The following is a 20,198-nucleotide window of genomic DNA, read 5'->3' on the forward strand; positions in this document are numbered from 1 at the left end:
AAAAGATGATAGGATGGGGTCATGACCGGGGGCAGCACCATCGTCGAATTCTGGCGAGACAAAAGCATTGCGACGACTGATGAGTCGCATGAGGATGACACTTTGCTGCTGGAGCAGGTCGCTGACGACCCCGATGCGGATATCGAGACGGCCGAGCATGGCGATCATGCGGCGCGGCGGGCGCAGGCGCTGTTCGCCCTTGCCGGGCTGGCGTGGCTTGGCTTTGCTGGCTGGGCCACGATAACTGCGGGACAGTGGCGAACCGGCCCTGCCGCTTGGCCCGGCCTTGTTGCGACCATGCTGGTTCCCCTCGTACTCCTGGGCGTCTGTTACCTGCTGCTCGCGCGCAACAGCCGCGCTGAATCGCGTCGCTATCTCGACACCGCGCGCGCGCTGCGCACCGAAACGGAATTGCTTGAGCTGCGGCTCGGCCGAATCAACGGTCAGCTTGAAAGCGCGCGCAAGGCGATGCTGGACCAGGCGGAATTGCTTGACAGCTATGGCGCCGCCGCCAGCAGCAATATGGAGGCGTCGGCCGAACTGATCGCCAGCCGCGCGCACATCACAACGGAGAAGGCGGAAGCTGCCGAACGCGCTGGAACGGCCCTTGCCGCGCGCATGGATGCCCTTATCGCCTCCATGCCGGAACTTGAGGATCGAGCCGCTCGCATGGCGGCGCAGATCATCGACAATGGCCATGCGCTCGCCGAACGGATCGACACGCTCGAAGCCCGGCTTCACGCCATTGGTGAGCTGTCCGACGATGCGCGCGCCCGCACGCTATCGGCCACCAAGAGCCTGTCGAGCCAGCTCACCCAGCTGCAGGAAGCAACGCGTTCCGCCACCGAAGAAGTGAACGGCATGGCTGACATCGCCGCCGGCCGGATCGACGCGACAGCACAAAGCGCCCGGCTTGCCATGCAGGACGGCGCGGCCGAACTCGACCGTCAGGCTGGCACGCTCGCCAACCTTCTGGAGCGAGCGCGCGCAGGTATCACCAACAGTGCCGAAGCGACGATCGAGTTGCTGACGCAGGATCTTAACCGCGTGGAAGGCGACGTGCGTCAGCGTTTGGAGGCGACGGTCGCCCACGCGCAGCAAAGCATGGCTGCGGCGGATCGGGATCTCACCGCCCAAGCCGAATCGCTGCGTACCCTGGTGGAAACCGCGCAAGCCGGAATCGCGGCGACCAGCCAGAACGCGCTTGCCGCGTTGGTTCGCGATGCGGACGAAATCGACGCGCAGCTTCGCGAGCGGACCGAAACCGCCTTCGCCCGCGCTCGAGACGGTGTGGCGCTGACCGAAGAAGGGCTGGCTCGTCAGGCAGAGGCGCTCGACGCGCTGGTCGCCCGTTCGCGCGGCAATATCGAGAGTATCGGCGACGAGACCGTCTCGGCCATCTCCGATCATATGAGCGAGATCGAAAGCCGCCTTCATCAGGTCAATGATCTGATAGAGGGACAGCGCACGCTCGTATCCGGACTGCACGCCACGCTTGGCGAGGCGATCGAGGCTGCCCAGTCACGCTTTGCCGCGATGGAGGAAGGTGCGCTGTCCCGCAACGAACGCCTCACCCAAGCCCTGTCGCGCCTCACCACCGAAACGCAACGGATCGACGATTCGCTGGCTGCGGGCGGCGTTACGGCGGAAAAACTCATCAGCAGCGCGGAAACGCTGCTCGTCGCGCTGGATTCCAGCGTACGCGAACTGGACGAGACATTCCCCGCCGCGCTGGATCGTTTCGACACCCGTATTTCGACCAGTCGCACGCTGCTGGACAGTGCCGCGCCCGAGATGGAACGGCTGGAGGCCATTTCCGAAGCACTGGTGGGCCGCACCCAGGAGGCCGAGGAACTGTTGCGCGGTCAGGGCCGCCGCCTCACCGAATGGCTCGAAAGCACGCAGAGCGGCGTTGAAGCAAACCGCGAGCTGGTGGAAAAGCTGCGCACCGCGCTCGACAATGCGCACCAGGATGCGACGCGGATCACCGAAGGCGCAGGCCCTCTGCTCGTCACTGCACTGCTGCGGGTCAAGGACACCGCCGATCAAGCCGCCGAACGCGCTCGTCAGGCGCTTGGCCGCGCCATCCCGGATGCCGCCCAATCGCTCGCCGAGGCAAGCGAACAGGCGCTTCAGCAGGCGGTCGATGGCACGGTGACAGCGCAAATCCAGAAGCTCGCCCAGGTCGCCGAAGAAGCCGTCAAGGCCGCGCATCAGGCGTCCGATCGCCTCACCCGCCAACTGCTGACAATCGCCGACACTAGCGCCACCGTACAGTCGCGGATCGAGGAAGCTGAGCGCGCTGCCGAAGATCGCGACCGCGACCATTTCGCGCGGCGTTCAGCCCTGCTGATCGAATCGCTCAACAGCACCTCGATCGACGTCACGAAGATCCTGTCGAACGACGTCACCGACTCGGCCTGGGCCGCCTATCTTAAAGGCGACCGTGGCGTGTTCACCCGGCGAGCGGTCAAGCTGCTGGATGCAGGTGAATCGCGTGAAATTGCCCTGCACTACGACAACGATGCCGAGTTTCAGGAACATGTGAACCGCTACATCCATGATTTCGAATCGATGCTGCGGATCATCTTGTCTGCCCGCGATGGCAACGCGTTGGGCGTCGCCATATTGTCCTCAGACATGGGCAAACTCTACGTCGCGCTCGCCCAGGCGATCGAACGGCTCCGTCAGTAAGGCATTTCGCTCGTCTGACTCACAGAACCGGAGAGCGATGCCCCGCGCCCTTGACCTTGGGATATACGAAACATATACAGATCGTATACCAGATTAGGGGCCAACCATGGGCATCGTGAAAATTGACGAAGATCTGCACGAAGAGGTGCGCCGCGCCAGCACCGTCATGTGCCGGTCCATAAACGCCCAGGCCGAATTCTGGATGAAGATCGGCAAGCTGGCCGAAGCCAATCCCACCTTGTCCTTCAACGACATTGTGAAGATGCAGCTCGAATCCGCCGATGTGCGCATCGCGGATCTGGCCGCTGCCTGAAATGGTAAAGACGCCCGACGAACTGGCGCTCATGCGCATATCGGGCAAGTTGCTCGCATCCGTTTTTGAAATGCTGGATGGACAGGATCTCGCGGGCCTTTCGACGTTGCAGGTCAATGATCTGGTCGATCGCTTCATCACCGACGATCTTGCAGCCCGTCCCGCGAGCAAGGGTCAATATGGCTTCAAATATGTCCTGAACTGCTCCATCAACAATGTCGTCTGTCATGGCGTACCGGCACCGGATGAAATCATCCGGGACGGCGACATCATCAACCTCGACATCACCCTGGAAAAAAACGGCTTCATCGCCGACTCCAGCAAGACCTACCTGGTCGGAAACGCGCCCCCGGCCGCCCGACGGCTGGTAAAGGTCGCGCAGGAGGCAATGTGGAAAGGCATAGGGCAAGTGCGGCCCGGCGCCCATCTGGGCGACATCGGCTTTGCGATCGAACGGCATGCCAAGAAAAATGGCTATTCGGTCGTGCGCGAATATTGCGGCCACGGCATTGGCCGCGAAATGCATGAAGATCCGCACATACTCAATTTCGGACGGCCGGGAACGGGCATGAAATTGAGCGAAGGCATGGTTTTCACCATCGAGCCGATGGTCAATCAGGGCACGCGTAAAGTGTCCACACGGGATGATGGATGGACAGTCGTCACCAATGACGGAAAGCTATCGGCCCAATTCGAACACACGGTAGCGGTAACCGGCAGCGGCGTCGAAGTCCTGACCCTGCGCCGCGACGAAAGCCCGATGCTCGACCGCAGGATGTGACGTCCGTTTGCCGGACGTCAGACGCTGCTAGTCACCCCTGTGATAATCATATTCGAACGCGCGCCCCTGCTGCTTGGTCAGCACGGCGCCAATGATCGCGCCACCGGCGCGGCGTAAGCGATCGACCGCCACGCGCAGGCCACCATGATGGTTGCGGCCCCATTCCACGACCAGCACCGCAGCCTGCGCCTTGCTTGCCAGCAACGACGCGTCGGGCACGCCCAGGATAGGCGGGGCATCGATCAGGATCGTGTCGTAGCGCCCCTGCACGCTGGCGAGCAGGACATCTAGGGCCGACGTCGAAAGCAATTCCGCCGGATTGGGCGGAATTGCCCCGCTGGGCAGCAACGAAACCCCCGGCGTGCCGCTATCGACGATGACGTCCTCCGCCTTGGCCTGTCCCGTCATCACCTCGCTGATGCCACGTTCGGGGGCAAGCTGGAAAAGGCCGTGCTGCCTGGGGCGGCGCATATCGGCATCGATCACCAGTACCCGCCGGTCGAGCTTGGCCAAGGCAAGCGCCAGCGCATGCACGGTCGAGGATTTGCCTTCGCCCTCCTGCGCGCTCGTTACCAGGATCGAACCGGGCAGCCCGTTCGATGACGCAAGCAGCAACGAGGAGGCTATCGGCACGAAGGTTTCGGCTGCGGGCTTGTCAGTCACCGGCACGGTGCCCAGCAAGGGCAGGTTGGCTCGCTCCGCCAGCGTGTCCGCCGATGTCACGGCATCGTCGAACACATGCCGTCCCGCGACCATCAGCAGTCCAAGCGCCAGCCCGCCAAGCGACGCCAGCAACATGGTGATACCGATGCGGGGCGAAGATGGCCGCGTCGGTACAGCCGCACGGTCGAGCGGTTGTATCCGTCCAGCCTGAAAACCGGCTTGGGACGCCATGTCGCGATACCGTTGAAGCAGGCTGTCATGCAGCAATCGGTACGTATCGACGGAGCGTTCCAGGATACTCATCTGCACCCCGCGCCCCCGCTCGGCCTGCGCCTGACGTTCAAGCCCGGCAATCTCCGCATCGATCTGCTTTTCGCCATGCACGGCGACTTCATATTGTTCGCGAAGCGACGCACGGATCGTGTTGGCCATCGTCTCTGCCTGATCGTCAAGGGCCGCCAACCGTGCCCGCGCCTCGCGCATTTCAGGATGTGCGTCCTTGCGGAACTGCCTTTCCTCGACCACGGCGGCTCGCGCCTGCGCCCTCTGCGCCATCAACTGCTGCATGCCGCCATTGTTCAGCACTTCCGGCAGTGTCTCGACGCTGGAAAGCCGCGCGCTTTCCCAACGCTTCTGCGCCGCGATGCGGTCAGCGATCGCCTGCGCGCGGAACGCATTCAATTGCGCCAGACGCGTGGCGGTCGTGCCACCCGAACTGCTTCCTCCCTGCCCCACAACCCCCGCGCCCAGCGACGCGCCCGCCTGTGCGGCATAGGTGGCTAGGTCCCGTTCGGCATGTTCCAGATCCCGACGCGCTCCGTCGAGTTCACCCAGCAGGAAACGGCGCGCCTGCACGCCTGATTCAAAACCGCGCTTCAAATCCGCGCGGATGAGGCTGTCGGCGTAGCTATTGGCAACGCGGGCGGACAGGATGGGATCGGCGCTGATAAAGCTGATGCGGATCACCCGGCTCTTGCCTGGCAGTTCCACATCCAGATTGTCGCGCAGCAGGCCGATGACGGCTTCGGTTTCCACCTGTCGCTGGTTGAGCGATCCCACGCCGCGATCAGGCCGCCGTTCATCCATGCCATCGAAAAAGGTGCGGCTGCCGACCAGCGCCAGTTCGCGCGCGACGTCTTCGGCCAGCGCCCGGCTCCGCAGCACTTCCAGTTCGGTCTGCATCAGCGATTCATTATCGGCGGCGGTCATCTGCCGCTGCGCCGCGCCAGCTCCCGCCGCTCCGGCAGGCACATCCTCCACCTCGACCGAAGCTGTCGCGCGATAATCGGGAGTGGACAGCAGGATGAAGATGATTCCCGTCAGCACGCACAACGCCATGGTGACGAACAGGATGAGGCGGTGGCGCCATATCGCCGTCCAACTCGCCCGCGCCGTCGTCACGATGCGCGACGCCCGTCCTTCCGTCCCGATGGGTGAAGGATCGCTATCGATACGAATGCTCCGCTCCGCCATCAGCGCCCTCCGTCGAGCGCGACAAAGCCTGCGCCGATTGCAGGCAGTGCGAGCAATGCCCCGCCAAGGATCGCCTTCGCGCGGGACAATCCGACGATGATCGTATCGCCCGGCAGGATTTCAGGATCCGGCGCTTCGCCCTTTCGGATAGCGGACAGGTCAAACATCGCGGCCTTCCGGGTCCCGTCAGCCTGACGCACGACGACGATCTGCTTCAGACTGGCGAGCCGCGTCGGCCCCTTGGCCATTGCGACCACCTGCAACAGGCCAAGGCGGCCCTCAATGGGAAAGAGGCCCGGCTCGCGCACTTCGCCATCAACGGTAATGCGCCTGCCAACCGCCTTCTTCACGAAAATCGTGACCTGCGGCGAAACCAGATAACGCTCGCCAAGCCTGCCCGCGATGACGTCGGACGCTTCGCCCGCTGACAATCCCGCCACCGGCACATCCCCGATCAGCGGCATGCGCACCGTGCCTGCGGCGGTTACCTGGGCATCCTCAAGCGACAGGCCCGGCTCATGATAGACCTGCACCCGCAGGACATCGTCAGGAGAAATGCGATAATCGCTCGCCAGTGCCGGAGCTGGCGGGATAGCCGCATAGGCGTCGTCCCCCCTGGGCGCGGTTTCGGCCGTCGAACAGGCGCCGAGCAGGAAGAGGGCCGACACAATGGTCAGCGCCTTCTTCATTCTGTCGCTCGGCATGTCCATTTCGGGTCTGAACTTCTCACGCTTTTACGGGCTATTCGCCAAATGGCGGATGGCTTGCGCGGGGTTAACGAGACAGAAAGGTCATGGCAACCGCGGGTTGGGCAGTTTGAAATGCCAACCCCCTCGATCAGACCGCGATACGCCCCGGCTGATCGTGCGCCAGACGGCGCGGCTGGTCGGGCCAGACACCGCGCGTATCATAGACGGCCTTGCCAACGCGCTCGTCCACCGGGACTGATGTGAACATGTCATGATCGACTAGAATGACAAAAACACCACATTGTTCCAGAGCCGTATCGAGATCCATCAATGCCGCGCCGGTGCCCGCAAATTCCATCGGCAAGTCATGGGCATAGGGTTCCACCAGCTTGACGCGGCGGCCGTAGCGGCGTGCGAGCCGGGCTGCGACCTTCACCGCCGGACTCTCCCGAAAATCATCGATGTTCGCCTTGAAGGCGAGACCAAGGCAGGCAATGTCCTCGCCCGGATATTCGTCGATCATGTCCGACGCCTTGGCGACGACATGATCGGTCTTGGCGTCATTGACCTCGCGCGCTGTGCGGATAAGGCGGCTATTTTCCGGATCGCCATGGACGATGAACCATGGATCCACCGCGATGCAATGCCCACCGACACCGGGACCGGGCGACAGGATGTTGACGCGCGGATGACGGTTAGCGAGACGAATAACCTCCCACACATCGATATCCATGCCCTCGGCGATCACGGATAGCTCGTTGGCAAAGGCGATGTTGACGTCGCGGAAACTGTTTTCGACCAGCTTCACCATCTCCGCTGCTCGGGCGCTGGTGGTGATGCACGCGCCCCGCACGAACTGGCGGTAAAAGGCAAGCGCCTTGCGCGCGCAGCGCGGCGTGATGCCGCCGATGCAGCGGTCATTGTCGATCAGTTCGACCAGAATGCGGCCGGGCAGAACGCGCTCCGGGCAATAGGCGATGGCGACGTCCCCCGCCCCGCCCTGCCCCGGCATCTTCAGGTCCGGGCGAAGCTGCGCGAACAGGTCACGCATGGCTTCGGTGGTGCCGACGGGAGAGGTGGACTCCAAAATGACGGTATCGCCCGCCTTCAACACTTCAGCGACCGTGCGTGCGGCTTTCAGCACATGGGAAATGTCGGGCGCGCGATCTTCCGAAACCGGAGTGGGCACGGCGATGATGAACACGTCGCTCGGCTCGACCGTCAGGCTGGCGCGCAGATTGCCGCGCGCCACCACGCCCTGCACCAGGCCGTCCAGGTCGACTTCCTCGATATGGACACGGCCCGAATTGACGGTCTCGACCACATGGCCGCTGACATCCACGCCGACAACCTGCGCCCCGCCCCGCGCGATCAGGGCGGCGGTCGGCAAGCCGATATAGCCAAGGCCAATGACGGAAACCTTCTGCTGCTTGTCGATGGGCATGCTATGATCCTGGAAGCCGATGAATTGTCACCGGTTTCTGCGGGAAAATGCTGAAGATTTCGGTAACAACGCCGTTTGCACCCGTCAGTACGGTCAAAGCCTGGATGCGCGGTCAGGCCGCTTCCTCCAGCCCTTCCGCGCTTGCCCGATCGGCGGCGATCACCGCAGCTATCCTCTCCGCCGCATGGCCATCGCCAAAGGGATTATGCGCCCGCGCCATCGCGGCATAGGCGGCCTCATCGTCCAGCAGCGCCAGCACTTCCCGCACGATCCGCGCGCGATCCGTGCCGACCAGCTTCGCAGTGCCCGCACTGACGCCTTCGGGCCGTTCCGTCGTCTCCCGCATGACCAGCACAGGCTTGCCCAGCGAAGGCGCCTCCTCCTGAACTCCGCCGCTGTCGGTCAGCACCAGATGGCAAATATCCAGCAATCGCACGAAATGCGGATAATCGAGCGGTTCGATCATCGCCACATTGGGCAGCTCGCCCAGCACGGCTTCCATGACCGGGCGCACATTGGGATTGGGATGGACCGGGAATATCACCGCGACGTCAGGCCGCGCTGCAATATCGGCTATGGATCGGGCGATCGCCTCCATGCCGCCACCAAAATTCTCGCGCCTGTGGCTGGTGACGGCAACGATCCGCCTGCCCCCAAAGCGCGCCGCCAGATCATCCAGTCCCTGCGCCAGCGAGGGCATGGCCACAATTCGTTCGCGCGTCGCCAGCAGCGCATCGATGACCGTGTTGCCGGTAACGTGGATGCTCCTGGCGTCCCGATTTTCCCGCAGAAGCGCATCAGCCGCCGCTTGGGTTGGGGCAAAATTCATGTCCGCGATGCAGGCGACGACGCGGCGGTTCACCTCTTCTGGCCAGGGGTGATAGATGTCCCCGCTCCGCAAGCCCGCCTCGACATGGGCAACCGGGATCTGGCGGTAATAGGCGGCCAGGCTGGCGACCATGGTGGTCAACGTGTCACCATGCACCAGCACGCGATCGGGCTTTTCCACATCGAATGCCTTGCCCAGCTCGACGATCAGCTTGGCTGTCAGCCCGTCGAGCGTCTGGTTGGGCATCATCGCGTTCAGGTCGATGTCCGGCTTGATGCCTGCGATTTCCAGCACCTGGTCCAACAATCCGCGATGCTGCGCCGTTACAATGACGCGCGCATTGATCTGTTCGCGCGTCCTTAGCGCATGGATAACCGGAAACAGCTTGATCGCTTCGGGACGAGTCCCGAATACCACCGCAACTTTCATCTTTGTCCCTTTGTGCGAGCGATTAAGGCTAATCCCTGCCAGCAAATCGTAACCATCCGCTGAACATGGAGTAATTCCGACGCACGCTTTCGCAGGCGCGATGACCTATGCTAGGGCGCGGTCACCCTTTTATTTTTCAACGAGGCTGCGGGTAGTTTTATGAAGATCACGATGATCGGCACGGGATATGTCGGCCTGGTTTCGGGTGCCTGCTTTGCCGATTTCGGCCATGATGTCTGTTGCGTGGACAAGGATGCGGGAAAGATCGACGCGATCGAATCCGGCCGCATGCCGATCTTTGAACCCGGTCTTGACCAATTGGTCGCAAACAATGCCGCAGCCGGCCGGCTGACCTTCACGACGGATCTTGCCGCAGGGGTCAAGGGCGCGGACGCCATCTTCATCGCGGTGGGCACGCCGTCGCGCCGTGGCGATGGCCATGCTGACCTCAGCTATGTTTACGCCGCAGCGCGCGAAATCGCAGAGGCGGTGGACGGACCGACCGTCATCGTCACCAAGTCCACGGTCCCGGTCGGCACCGGCGACGAGGTAGAGCGCATCGTTCGCGAAGTGCGCCCGGACCTCGACATTCAGGTGGTATCCAACCCCGAATTTCTGCGCGAAGGCGCTGCCATCGGCGATTTCAAGCGGCCCGACCGCGTTGTCGTCGGCACCACAGGCAATGAACGGGCGAACGCCGTCATGTCGCAGGTTTATCGCCCGCTGAACCTCAATCAGGCGCCTGTCATGTTCACCGGCCGCCGCACGGCCGAACTGATCAAATATGCCGCCAACGCCTTCCTCGCGACGAAGATCACCTTCATCAACGAAATGGCGGACCTGTGCGAAGCGGTCGGCGCGGAAGTCCAGGATGTGTCGCGCGGCATCGGCCTCGACAACCGGATCGGCAGCAAATTCCTCCACGCCGGGCCCGGCTATGGCGGTTCCTGCTTCCCCAAGGATACGCTGGCGCTGGTCAAGACGGGGCAGGATTTCGACACGCCGATTCGCATCGTCGAAACGGTCGTGCAGGTGAATGACCTGCGCAAGCGGGCCATGGGCCGCAAGATCGTGAAGGCGCTGGGCGGCGACGCCCGCGGCAGGACGGTGGCGCTGCTCGGGCTCACCTTCAAACCCAATACCGACGACATGCGCGACGCGCCAAGCCTTGCCATCGTTCAGGCGCTGGAGGACGCGGGTGCAAGGATCGTCGCCTATGATCCCGAGGGCATGGACGTCGCCAAGCCAATGATGTCCAGCGTCACGATGGTGAAGGACGCATATGAGGCTGCGGCAGGAGCCGACGCGCTGGTGCTGGTCACCGAATGGGACATTTTCCGCGCGCTCGACCTAAAACGCCTCGCCGCGTCGATGAACAAGCCCGTGCTGATCGATCTGCGCAACATCTATCCGCGTAGCGAGGCGGAAGCCGCAGGCTTCTCGCTTACGCGCGTGGGTGGCAAAGGCGTAGACGCCTGATGGCCAGCTTGCCGGAGGAAGGACGGGACCACCCCGTCTTTCCCCGCCTGCACCATTGGATGATCGCGGCGGGCCTGCTATTTCTGGCCACGCAGATCGCTCCGGTGATGGCAGGCCTGATCTGAGTTTTTGCCCTCAGGCCTTCAGCTTCCACCCACGCTTAAGCAGCGTGTAGCAAAGCACTCCCAGCGCGACGTTCAGCACCAGCAACACCACGCTGCCAACCATGACGTCGCCGTCCGCCGCCGCAACGAAACCATAGCGAAAGCCGGAAATGGCATAGAAAAAGGGGTTGGCATGGCTGATCGTCTGAAACACGGGCGCCAGCCTGTCGATCGAATAGAAGGTGCCTGACAGCAACGTCATCGGCCCGATCACGAAATTGGTGATGGCGGCGGCATGATCGAACTTTTCCGCCCAGATCGACGTCAGCACGCCGATAAAGGCCGTCAGCGCCGCCCCCATCAGGCCGAACCAGGCAATCGCCCACGGATGCGCAGGCGTTACATGGACGCCCGGCCACAGCGCCATCGCGCCCCAGAGCGCCAGCCCGACGCACAAGGCGCGCGTCACCGCCGCACCCACCAGCGCCAGCAATAGTTCGCCGTTTGACAGAGGCGGCATCAGATAGTCGATCAGCGTTCCCTGCATCTTGCCCGCCAGCAGGGAAAAGCTGCTATTGGCGAACGCATTGTTCATCATGCCCATGATCATCAGGCCCGGCGCGATGAAATCGGCAAAGGGCACACCCAACACCTGCCGGTTCGCTCCGCCCAGCGCGAGCGAGAAGATGACTAGAAACATCAGAGTCGTGACCGCGGGCGCCCAGATCGTCTGAAGCTGCACTTTCATGAAACGCCGCACTTCCTTCAAGTACAGCGCGCGCGTCCCCGCCCAGTTGACGTTGCGGATGACAAGCTCGCCCGGCTCGTGAAAAGGGGGATGGGCCGGGGAAGAAGGTGCAAATTGGGACTGGTCGTTCATGCTGTGATCGACTATCGGCTGGTCGGATGTGCCGCAAGGGCGTTGTGCACGGGTTTTAACCTGGGCAGGCGCGCCCCATATAGGGCGCGAAATTGGAAATTCGAGGAGTCATTCATTGTCCTGGACCGACGAGCGTATCGACCAGCTCAAGGCAATGTGGGAAAAAGGCCTGACCGCCAGCCAGATCGCAGAAGAGCTGGGCGGGGTCAGCCGTAACGCGGTTATCGGCAAGGCGCACCGCCTTGGCCTGCAATCGCGTCCCTCACCTGTAAAGGCTAACGAGGCACCCAAAAAGGCGGCGCCGGTGCGCAAACCCGCGCCTGCCGTTGAAACGGAAACGCCCAAACCCGCGCCGATTCAGCACAGCACCCCTGCGCCTGTGCGCCACCCTACACCGGTGACGGTGGCGGCGATCTCTCCGTCAGCCTCCGCTCCCGCAGCGGATGCCCCGCCCCCCGCCCCTCAGCCGCGCATCATTTCGGTTGGGCCTGGCGGCTTCCTGCGCCAGGGTCCTGGCGACCAGCAGGCGCCAATCCCTCCCGCCCCGCCACGCCGCCTGGTGCCCGCAAAGCCCAGCCCGGAAATCGCGGGCAAGACGACGCTGCTCGACCTGACGGAACGGATCTGCAAATGGCCGATGGGCCATCCGGGCGAACCCGACTTCCACTTCTGCGGCCAGGCGGTGAACCCCGGCTTCCCCTATTGCGTCGAACATTGCGGCCGCGCCTATCAGGCCCAGTTGCCGCGAGGCACCCGGCGTCCGCCGCCCCCACTGCCCTTTGGCGGCCCGCGCGTCCGCTAATCGCAATCAGGCATTGAAAGGGGCCGGTTTCGCCAAGGAACCGGCCCCTTCTTCTTGCGCCAGCCGCGCACCCCCTTATAGCTTGTGCGCATGTCCGATCTGTTCGCGAGCCAGCCCCTTTCTTCCTCCGGTTATGACGCATCGTCCATCGAAGTCCTGGAAGGGCTGGAACCGGTGCGCCGCCGCCCCGGCATGTATATCGGCGGCACGGACGAACGGGCGCTGCACCACCTGGCCAGCGAAGTGCTCGACAACAGCATGGACGAAGCGGTCGCGGGCCACGCGACGCGGATCGAGGTCTTGCTGGAACCCGGCAACAAGCTGACCATCACCGACAATGGCCGTGGCATTCCGGTCGGGCTGCACCCCAAATTTCCTGACAAGTCGGCGCTGGAGGTGATCCTCACCACCCTCCATTCAGGCGGCAAGTTCACTGACAAGGCATATGCTACGTCGGGCGGCCTCCACGGCGTTGGCATCAGCGTTGTGAACGCGCTGTCGGTGGTGACCGTGGTCGAAGTCGCCATCAACAAGGAATTGTTCCGCCAGAGCTTCTCCCAGGGCCTTCCGACCAGCGGCCTTGAAAAGGTCGGCGCGGCGCCCAACCGGCGCGGCACATCGGTCAGCTTCATCCCCGACCATGAAATTTTCGGCGAGCAGAAGTTCAAGCCCGCGCGACTCTACCGCCTCGCCCGGTCCAAGGCCTATCTGTTCGCAGGCGTTGAGATCCGCTGGAAGTGCGCGCCCGAACTCATCAGCGACGACACGCCCGCTGAAGCCGTGTTCCAATTCCCCGGCGGCCTTGCCGACCATCTGAAGGAACAGATCGGATCGCGCGAATGCGCCACCAGCGCCTTCTTTTCCGGCAGCCAGGACTTTCCCGATACGGCAGGCCGCGTGGAATGGGCGATCGCCTGGCCGCTCTGGTCGGATGGCAGCTATAGCTGGTACTGCAACACCATTCCGACGCCCGACGGCGGCACCCATGAAACCGGCGTCCGCGCCGCGCTGGTAAAGGGCATCCGCGCATTTGCCGATCTGGTCGGCAACAAGAAGGCGAAGGATATTACCGCCGACGACATCGTGACATCGTCGGAAATCATGCTGTCGGTCTTTATCCGCGACCCGCAATTCCAAAGCCAGACCAAGGACCGTCTGACCAGTCCAGAGGCCGCACGCCTGGTGGAAAATGCCGTGCGCGACCATTTCGACCATTTCCTGTCCGACCATATGGAACGGGGCAAGGCGCTGCTCGCCTATGTCATCGACCGCATGGACGAGCGGCTGAAGCGCAAGGCCGAAAAAGAGGTCAAGCGCAAGACAGCGACCAGCGCGCGCAAGCTCCGCCTGCCCGGCAAGCTCACCGACTGTTCGACCGACGATCCCGACGGCACGGAAATCTTCCTGGTCGAAGGCGATTCGGCAGGCGGATCGGCCAAGCAGGCGCGCGATCGCAAGACGCAGGCGATCCTGCCCCTGCGCGGCAAGATATTGAACGTCGCGTCGGCCAATAATGCGAAGATCCTCGCCAACCAGGAAATCGCGGACATGATCCTGGCGCTGGGCTGCGGCACGCGCAAGGACTGCAATCCCGACAATCTGCGCTACGAACGCATCGTCATCATGACCGATGCTGACGTCGACGGCGCGCATATCGCGACACTACTCATGACTTTCTTCTTCCAGGAAATGACGGAACTGGTGCGGCGCGGGCATCTCTACCTCGCCCAACCGCCGCTCTACCGCCTGACGGCAGGGGGCAAGAGCCTCTACGCCAAGGATGACGCCCATCGCGAGGAACTGCTGCGTACCGAGTTCAAGGGCAAGAAGGTCGATATCAGCCGCTTCAAGGGGCTGGGAGAGATGAACCCGATGCAGCTGCGCGAAACGACCATGGACCCCAAGACGCGCGGCCTTATTCGCATCACCCTGCCCGACGATATTGAGGACCGGCAGCAGGTGCGCGAACTGGTCGATCGGCTGATGGGGACCAATCCTGCCCACCGCTTCGCCTTCATCCAGGAAAATGCCGCAACGGTGGACGAAGAGGCGATTGACGCCTGAAACCGGCCATTAATGCCTAGCGCCGCGTTAACCAGCGCGGCGCACTCTATGTTCAATCTTCTTTGTGATGGTGCGAAGCATGTCAGGCTTCGTCCCGTCCCTTCGCTCCACTGCCTTGCGCGCCATTCCGGCGCTGCTGCTGGCAGGATCGAGCGGTCATGCGACCGCGCAGGCGCCCCTCGCGCCGTCCTCGGCCCCCTATGGCGGGCAAGGTCGCGTGGCCTATTCTCCGGCCGACCGCATTTCGGCCAATCTTCTTGCGGGAGGCATGAGCCGCCTTGCCGCGATCAGCGCACAGCAGGGCGGCACGGTCAGCAGCGACTGGGCGCCAGCATCCCCGCTGCCGACGGCCATCGTCAACAGCCGCCGCATGGGCGACTTCATGGGCAAGCTGCCTGGCTGGCAGTTGCAGGGCGTTCAGCTTTCCGTGGCCACCAACGGGCTGGATTATCGCCAGCCGGAACTGACCCCGGCCTTCATGCGCGGCTTCACGCCTGCGCCTGCGCCGGAAACCAGCGCATTTGTCATGCAAACGCGTGCCGCTCAGGCCCCGCTTCAGCCTGCGCCGCGCCTCGGCCAGCCTGACATTTTCGGCTCAGTCGCCCTGCCCATCGGACGCACGACGCTCGACGCCAAATGGGCATCCATAGTCCAACCGCTCAATGGCAGGGGGCTGTGGAGCAACATGCTTCATGCCGCGCGGGCCGCGGGGCCGCAGCAGCAGGTCGAAATGATCAACCGCTGGGTCAATCAACGGCTGCGCTTCACCGACGATCGCAATGGCGGCGACAGCTGGGCGCCGGCCAGCCAATCCCTGCTTCGCGGCTCCGGCGATTGCGAGGATTACGCCATCGCCAAGATGAAGCTGCTTGAGGCCGCCGGGTTCGACCGCCGCGCCATGTTCCTCGTCATCGCCCGCGACCTGGTGCGGCAGGCCGACCATGCCGTATTGGCGGTGCGGATCGACAGCGCCCTGATGATCCTCGACAATATGACCGACAAAGTGTTGCCCTCGTCGCAAGTCAGCGACTACCGGCCCATCATGAGCTTCAACGCCTATGGCCGCTGGACCCATGGCTATCGCGTGACCACGCCGCAACCGGTGCAGTTCGCCGCGCGATAGCGCCGACGCTCACCGTTCCCGCAGCGCCTCCGACCGGGCCTTCATGATCGGTTTGAGCAGATAGGCCAGAACTGACTTGCGGCCGGTGATGATCTCCACATCGCACACCATGCCCGGCGTGATCGGCAGCTTGTGCGCACCAGTGCCCAGCCAAGCGCGATCCGTCTCCACGACCACCGTGAAATAGGCTTCCCGCGTCGTTTCGTCATAGACGCTGTCCGCCGCCACCTGCTGCACCGTACCGGTCAGCCCGCCGTAGATGGAGAAATCATAAGCCGTCACCTTCACCACCGCGCGGTCGCCGGTCTTGATGAAGGCGATGTCATTGGGCTTCACCCGCGCTTCGACCAGCAGCTTGTCACCCACCGGGACAACCTGCATGATCTTCTGGCCAGGGCTCACGAAACCACCAATGGTCGTCACCTGCACGTCGTTGACCACGCCATCGACCGGGGATCGGATTTCCGCCCGCTGCGCCCGGCCCTTCGCCCCGCGAAGCGATTCGCTGTTCACCGCTATCTTCGCTTCCAGCTGGCTGCGTTCGTTCAACGCATCCTGCCTGAACTGGAAATTGGCTTCGGACAATTGCGCCTGCGCTTCGCGGATCGCCGCCGAAGCGCGCGAAGCCTGCTGTTGCGCGGCGTTCAATCGCCCCTGCGCATCCACCAGCTCGCGCCGGGCATCGAGCAATTCAGTCTGTGGAATGATCGACTTGGCGGCCAGCGGCTCCAGCATCGCGACGCGCTGCCGGGATAGTTGGACGCTTCCCGAAAGGCTCGCGATCGTCGCCTGCGCTTCGCCGAGTTCCCGGCGGCGCTGCTCGACCTGCGCCGACATGGCGTCCTGCTTGCTCTGCAGCGCCGACTGCCGGACGGCGGCGAGCGCCTGCTCCTGCTGGCATTCGGGGCCACCGCTCGTACAGGCAGCGCCCTCCCCCATGCCTTCCTTCTCCAGCCGCCCGGCCCGCGCCGTCAGCGACCGCGTCTCCGCCTGAATCTGCCCCAGTTCCGACGCCAGCATGGCGTCGTCCAGCCGCACCAGAAGCTGCCCCTTGCTCACCTTCTGCCCGGATCGAACCAGTATTTCCTCGATCGTCGTGGGTTCGGCCGACTGAATGACCTGCGCCTTGCTGGACGGGATCACCCGCCCTTGCCCGCGCGTTACCTCATCCACCGGCGCCAGGCTGGCCCACAGCAGAAAAGCCAGCATGCCGCCCCCGCTGTACAATATGACCTGCTTGTTGCCCGGTTGCCCTCGCAGCCAGCTGATCCAGCGCGACATCATGGTTGCACCCCTTGGAAATTATGATCGTCGGCGGCCAGCGCGATGAGCGCGGCCTTTTGCTGCCGGGCCAGCATGTCGCCCAATGCGCCGCCGCTTGGCGACGGATCGGCGATGGACAGTTTCCAGCCCTTGCTGGGGTCCATCCGTCCGCCCACATCATTGGCCGCCCGCCGTTCCGGCAATGCCGCCACCGGGGGATAGTCCATCACAGGCTCTGCCGCAGCGGCCAGGCGCGACGCATCAAACGCCGGTATATGCTCTCCACCGGCATATCGCCCGTTAAACGCCCCCGGCAGCCCCCAGCTGCCGGGCCAGCGGTAGAAGATATGCGCACCGATCTGCGCCAGCTTGCCCAGATGCGGCGCCCAGCGGGGAAACACATAATCGGCATGATAATGGGTGGCTGTCCCGACATTTTTTTCCACCCGTCCGGCCAGCGCGTCCGACGCGATCCGCTTCGCCCGGTCCCACAGGGCAGGCAAGGGCCGCCGCGCGAGCGATCCGTCGCATACGAAGCTGAACTGGCAAACCGCAGCGTCGAACCGCTGATAGACAACGCCGCACACCGTCTTGGCAAAGGCGGGGTGGCGCACGCGGTTCAACACCACCTGGGCAACGGCGCGCTGGCCGCCCTCCGGCTCACGGGCCGCTTCATAATAGATGGCCTGCGTCAGGCATTGCAGGGCGCGATCATGGTCCTCGCCCGCTTGCCCCACGGCGCGGAAGGGCTTGGCCACCGCCATCCCTCCATTGGCAAAGCCAAGACGCTGATTTTCCTCCCGCGCCTTCTCACCCTCCGACACCGCATCGGCGCGCTCGGTCATCGCGACCAGCGCCACATATTGACGCGGGATCGTCGGAGCGGCCTCGACGATCTTCGCCTGCATCGCCGGGTGCGGCGGCTCCGCATGCCAGAAAGCCGCCATGGCCACCGCCAGCGCAACCGGCGCTGCAAAACCGACGCTGCGGACCAGCGCGCTCATTGCCCCGCCCCGCGTTGCAACTGACCGATAATCTCGTCACGCGGTCCGTCTGCCAGCACGACGCCCTGATCTATGACGATCAGCCGATCGACAATTCGCAGCAGTGCATGGCGATGCGTGGATACGATCAGCGTCTGTTCCGGCTCCAGCGCCTTTTCCAGATGGTCGATGAACAGATTTTCGGTCTGGTTGTCCATCGCCCCGGTCGGCTCGTCCAGGAACAGCAGCTTGGCCGGTTCGACCAACGCCCGCGCCAGCACCAGGAAGCTCCTCTGTCCACCAGACAGCCGATTGCCCCGCTCGCCGATATGCAGGTCGAAGCCCGCCGCATCGCGCCCGAAGAAGCGCGACGCCCCCGAACGCTCCAGCGCCTCCAGCAGCTTGTCGTCATCCGCCTCGCGCCCGCCCAGCAGCAGGTTTTCGCGAACCGACCCGCTGAACAGCTCGGCGTCCTGACCGACATAGCGAAAGGCGGAGCGCAACTCGTGCGGATGATATTGGCGGCTGTCGATCTCATCGATGGTCAGCAGGCCACCAGTCGGCGGATAAAGGCCGCAGATCACCCTGCCCAGCGTCGATTTGCCCGACGCCACCCGACCGATAATGCCGATACGCTCGCCTGGCTCGACCCGCAGGTTGATGCCACGCAGGCTCGGCTGACTTGCGCCGGGATAGGAAAACTCCAGATCCTTGGCGACGATCGCTCCCTTGCGGATCTTGGGGATGATGCCGCGCGCGCCGTCCAGCCGCTCATCGGGCTGGTCGATCAGGGTTTGCAGGCTGCCCAGCGTCGTGATGGCCTGCCGCGCCCGCACGATCACAAAGGCAAGCTGCCCCACCGGCGCAAGCGAACGCCCGGCCAGCATGACGATGGCGATGATCGCGCCCATCGAAATATCGCCCGCCGCGAACATGTAGAAACCGCCGATCACCAGCGCGATGCTCGTAACCTGCTGGCACAGCGCCGCCAGCGTGACGCTGGTCGAACTCAACCGCCGCAGCTGTTCCTGCGTCGCGGCGCTCATCCGCGCATAACGGCGCCAGCGTTCCAGCATGCGCCCTTCCGCCCGGCACGCCTTCAGCGTCTCGATGCCGCCGATCGCTTCGACCAGCGCCGCGCTTTGCAGGCTGGCGTCCGCCTGTGCATCACGCGACAAGCGGGCCATCGACCGTTGCAGGAAAAATCCCGCACTCGCCATGACCCCCATCATGACGACCGGTACGATGGCCAGCCAGCCCCCCAAAAGTGCGATGATTGCGACAAAGAAGAACAGAAACAGCACGTCAATCGCCAGGACGACGGTAGTCGAGGTAAAGAACTCACGCACCGATTCAAATTCGGAAACGCGCCGCGCCAGCGCCCCGGTGCTGCCCGCGCGGCTGGCGAGCGGGACGTTCATCACCTTTTCGAACAATCGTTGCGACAGGCGCTCGTCAATCTCGCGCCCCGCCTCATCGACCAGCCGCGCGCGGGCCAGCCGCAACGCGAAGTCGAGGGCAAAGGCCAATATCACGCCCGCGCCCAGCACCCAAAGGCTGGACGCAGCCTTGTTCGGGATGATCCGGTCATAGACGTTCATCGTGAACAGCGGCAGCGCGAAGGCGAGCAAGTTGATGATCGCGGCGGCGAGCATGACATAGCCGAACGCGCCCCGCGTCCGCCACACCTCGCGCCAGAACCAGTGCTGCCGCGCCCGCTGGTCCCAGGGCCGTTCCTCGGCGCGTTCACGCCCGTGATCAGCCATGACCACCAGCGCTTCGCCGGTGAAATGTCCCGCCAGGTCGCTGATCGGCGCCCATACCGGCTCGCTCGCATGGGGCAACTGCACCAGCGCGTCCCCCTGCCGCACATCGAGCAGCAGCAGGAAACGACTGTTCCGCAACGGCAGGATGGCGGGCAGGTTACCCGGCCGCCATTTGTCCAGCCTGCCCCGGACGTGATCGGTCAGCAGGCCGATCTGGTCGAGCGCCGATTCCGCCTGGTGAAAGGGCAAGCGCCCCGATTCATCGACCGCCAGCCCCGCGCGCAGGCTGACGATCCCCGGCGAACGGTCGAAATGCCGCGCCACATGGGCGATGCAGTCGGCCAGCTCGTCGCCGGGCGCGCCTTCATGGCTCAGCCATTCGGCCAAGCTGACTGTGCTTCGTTCCAACATTGCTTACC

Annotated in this window: 16 protein-coding genes; 8 read left to right on the forward strand and 8 right to left on the reverse strand. The window is 63.8% G+C overall.

Features of this window, described 5'->3' with window-relative positions; genetic code table 11:
* Positions 1–21 precede the first annotated feature (21 nt).
* The 3 genes from K663_RS10740 (at position 22) to map (ending at position 3,788) form a co-directional block, all read left to right on the forward strand.
* On the forward strand, positions 22–2,694 hold the full coding sequence (locus K663_RS10740; RefSeq protein WP_062117202.1) for a hypothetical protein: 2,673 nt from the start codon (positions 22–24) through the stop codon (positions 2,692–2,694).
* Positions 2,695–2,800: 106 nt separating this feature from the next.
* Positions 2,801–3,007 (forward strand): ParD-like family protein, encoded by a 207-nt coding sequence (locus K663_RS10745; protein WP_062117205.1) that lies wholly within the window; start codon positions 2,801–2,803, stop codon positions 3,005–3,007.
* A 1-nt stretch (position 3,008) separates the two neighbouring features.
* Positions 3,009–3,788, forward strand: a complete 780-nt coding sequence (gene map / locus K663_RS10750; RefSeq protein ID WP_062117207.1) for a type I methionyl aminopeptidase — start codon at positions 3,009–3,011, stop codon at positions 3,786–3,788.
* Between the two features lie 27 nt (positions 3,789–3,815).
* Here map and K663_RS10755 read toward each other — a convergent pair whose 3' ends face one another.
* The 4 genes from K663_RS10755 to wecB form a co-directional block, all read right to left on the reverse strand.
* Complete coding sequence (locus tag K663_RS10755) at positions 3,816–5,924, reverse strand: GumC family protein (protein ID WP_062117210.1); 2,109 nt, start codon at positions 5,922–5,924, stop codon at positions 3,816–3,818.
* Positions 5,924–6,628 carry a polysaccharide biosynthesis/export family protein gene (locus tag K663_RS10760; protein ID WP_443018924.1) on the reverse strand — a complete coding sequence of 235 codons (705 nt, stop codon included), beginning with the start codon at positions 6,626–6,628 and terminating at the stop codon, positions 5,924–5,926. The genes K663_RS10755 and K663_RS10760 overlap by 1 nt, the downstream gene beginning before the upstream one ends.
* Before the next feature lie 133 nt (positions 6,629–6,761).
* Complete coding sequence (gene wecC / locus K663_RS10765) at positions 6,762–8,057, reverse strand: UDP-N-acetyl-D-mannosamine dehydrogenase (RefSeq protein ID WP_062117216.1); 1,296 nt, start codon at positions 8,055–8,057, stop codon at positions 6,762–6,764.
* A gap of 112 nt (positions 8,058–8,169) precedes the next feature.
* The gene (gene wecB / locus K663_RS10770) at positions 8,170–9,315 is read right to left on the reverse strand and encodes a non-hydrolyzing UDP-N-acetylglucosamine 2-epimerase (protein ID WP_062117219.1); all 1,146 of its coding nucleotides are present in this window, start codon (positions 9,313–9,315) and stop codon (positions 8,170–8,172) included.
* 159 nt (positions 9,316–9,474) lie between these two features.
* Here wecB and K663_RS10775 point away from each other — a divergent pair, with 159 nt between their 5' ends.
* Entirely contained in the window at positions 9,475–10,794 is a 1,320-nt protein-coding gene (locus K663_RS10775; protein WP_062117222.1) for a UDP-glucose dehydrogenase family protein, read from the forward strand.
* Entirely contained in the window at positions 10,794–10,919 is a 126-nt protein-coding gene (locus K663_RS25085) for a hypothetical protein (RefSeq protein WP_256381924.1), read from the forward strand. The genes K663_RS10775 and K663_RS25085 overlap by 1 nt, the downstream gene beginning before the upstream one ends.
* Before the next feature lie 10 nt (positions 10,920–10,929).
* Here K663_RS25085 and K663_RS10780 read toward each other — a convergent pair whose 3' ends face one another.
* On the reverse strand, positions 10,930–11,778 hold the full coding sequence (locus tag K663_RS10780) for an ABC transporter permease (RefSeq protein WP_062117226.1): 849 nt from the start codon (positions 11,776–11,778) through the stop codon (positions 10,930–10,932).
* Between the two features lie 115 nt (positions 11,779–11,893).
* On the opposite strand from K663_RS10780, the gene K663_RS10785 reads away from it, so the two are divergent.
* The 3 genes from K663_RS10785 to K663_RS10795 all read left to right on the forward strand — a co-directional run bounded on the left by K663_RS10785 (position 11,894) and on the right by K663_RS10795 (position 15,767).
* On the forward strand, positions 11,894–12,580 hold the full coding sequence (locus K663_RS10785; protein WP_062117230.1) for a GcrA family cell cycle regulator: 687 nt from the start codon (positions 11,894–11,896) through the stop codon (positions 12,578–12,580).
* A gap of 90 nt (positions 12,581–12,670) precedes the next feature.
* Positions 12,671–14,644 (forward strand): DNA topoisomerase IV subunit B, encoded by a 1,974-nt coding sequence (parE, locus tag K663_RS10790; RefSeq protein ID WP_062120746.1) that lies wholly within the window; start codon positions 12,671–12,673, stop codon positions 14,642–14,644.
* Positions 14,645–14,723: 79 nt separating this feature from the next.
* Positions 14,724–15,767 (forward strand): transglutaminase-like cysteine peptidase, encoded by a 1,044-nt coding sequence (locus tag K663_RS10795; protein WP_062120748.1) that lies wholly within the window; start codon positions 14,724–14,726, stop codon positions 15,765–15,767.
* A 9-nt stretch (positions 15,768–15,776) separates the two neighbouring features.
* Here the strand turns inward: K663_RS10795 and K663_RS10800 are convergent, their stop codons facing one another.
* The 3 genes from K663_RS10800 to K663_RS10810 are packed head-to-tail and all read right to left on the reverse strand — an operon-like array spanning position 15,777 to position 20,190.
* The gene (locus K663_RS10800) at positions 15,777–17,051 is read right to left on the reverse strand and encodes an HlyD family type I secretion periplasmic adaptor subunit (RefSeq protein WP_062117232.1); all 1,275 of its coding nucleotides are present in this window, start codon (positions 17,049–17,051) and stop codon (positions 15,777–15,779) included.
* Positions 17,048–18,034: a cell wall hydrolase gene (locus tag K663_RS10805; protein ID WP_235589426.1), complete on the reverse strand. Its 987-nt coding sequence runs from the start codon at positions 18,032–18,034 to the stop codon at positions 17,048–17,050. Before K663_RS10805 ends, K663_RS10800 begins: the two co-directional genes overlap by 4 nt.
* Positions 18,031–20,190 (reverse strand): type I secretion system permease/ATPase, encoded by a 2,160-nt coding sequence (locus K663_RS10810; RefSeq protein WP_062117235.1) that lies wholly within the window; start codon positions 20,188–20,190, stop codon positions 18,031–18,033. The genes K663_RS10805 and K663_RS10810 overlap by 4 nt, the downstream gene beginning before the upstream one ends.
* Positions 20,191–20,198: the final 8 nt, after the last annotated feature.

It is taken from the genome of Sphingobium sp. MI1205, from assembly GCF_001563285.1.
Taxonomy (GTDB): domain Bacteria; phylum Pseudomonadota; class Alphaproteobacteria; order Sphingomonadales; family Sphingomonadaceae; genus Sphingobium.

Excerpts from the sequence above, each read along its gene's own strand:
- K663_RS10775 (WP_062117222.1), top strand. The coding sequence starts at position 9,475 with ATGAAGATCACGATGATCGGCACGGGATATGTCGGCCTGGTTTCGGGT.
- map (WP_062117207.1), top strand. The coding sequence starts at position 3,009 with ATGGTAAAGACGCCCGACGAACTGGCGCTCATGCGCATATCGGGCAAG.
- wecC (WP_062117216.1), bottom strand. The coding sequence starts at position 8,057 with ATGCCCATCGACAAGCAGCAGAAGGTTTCCGTCATTGGCCTTGGCTAT.
- K663_RS10755 (WP_062117210.1), bottom strand. The coding sequence starts at position 5,924 with ATGGCGGAGCGGAGCATTCGTATCGATAGCGATCCTTCACCCATCGGG.
- K663_RS10745 (WP_062117205.1), top strand. The coding sequence starts at position 2,801 with ATGGGCATCGTGAAAATTGACGAAGATCTGCACGAAGAGGTGCGCCGC.
- K663_RS10795 (WP_062120748.1), top strand. The coding sequence starts at position 14,724 with ATGTCAGGCTTCGTCCCGTCCCTTCGCTCCACTGCCTTGCGCGCCATT.
- wecB (WP_062117219.1), bottom strand. The coding sequence starts at position 9,315 with ATGAAAGTTGCGGTGGTATTCGGGACTCGTCCCGAAGCGATCAAGCTG.
- K663_RS10810 (WP_062117235.1), bottom strand. The coding sequence starts at position 20,190 with ATGTTGGAACGAAGCACAGTCAGCTTGGCCGAATGGCTGAGCCATGAA.
- K663_RS25085 (WP_256381924.1), top strand. The coding sequence starts at position 10,794 with ATGGCCAGCTTGCCGGAGGAAGGACGGGACCACCCCGTCTTTCCCCGC.
- K663_RS10760 (WP_443018924.1), bottom strand. The coding sequence starts at position 6,628 with ATGCCGAGCGACAGAATGAAGAAGGCGCTGACCATTGTGTCGGCCCTC.
- parE (WP_062120746.1), top strand. The coding sequence starts at position 12,671 with ATGTCCGATCTGTTCGCGAGCCAGCCCCTTTCTTCCTCCGGTTATGAC.
- K663_RS10780 (WP_062117226.1), bottom strand. The coding sequence starts at position 11,778 with ATGAACGACCAGTCCCAATTTGCACCTTCTTCCCCGGCCCATCCCCCT.
- K663_RS10805 (WP_235589426.1), bottom strand. The coding sequence starts at position 18,034 with ATGAGCGCGCTGGTCCGCAGCGTCGGTTTTGCAGCGCCGGTTGCGCTG.
- K663_RS10740 (WP_062117202.1), top strand. The coding sequence starts at position 22 with ATGACCGGGGGCAGCACCATCGTCGAATTCTGGCGAGACAAAAGCATT.
- K663_RS10800 (WP_062117232.1), bottom strand. The coding sequence starts at position 17,051 with ATGATGTCGCGCTGGATCAGCTGGCTGCGAGGGCAACCGGGCAACAAG.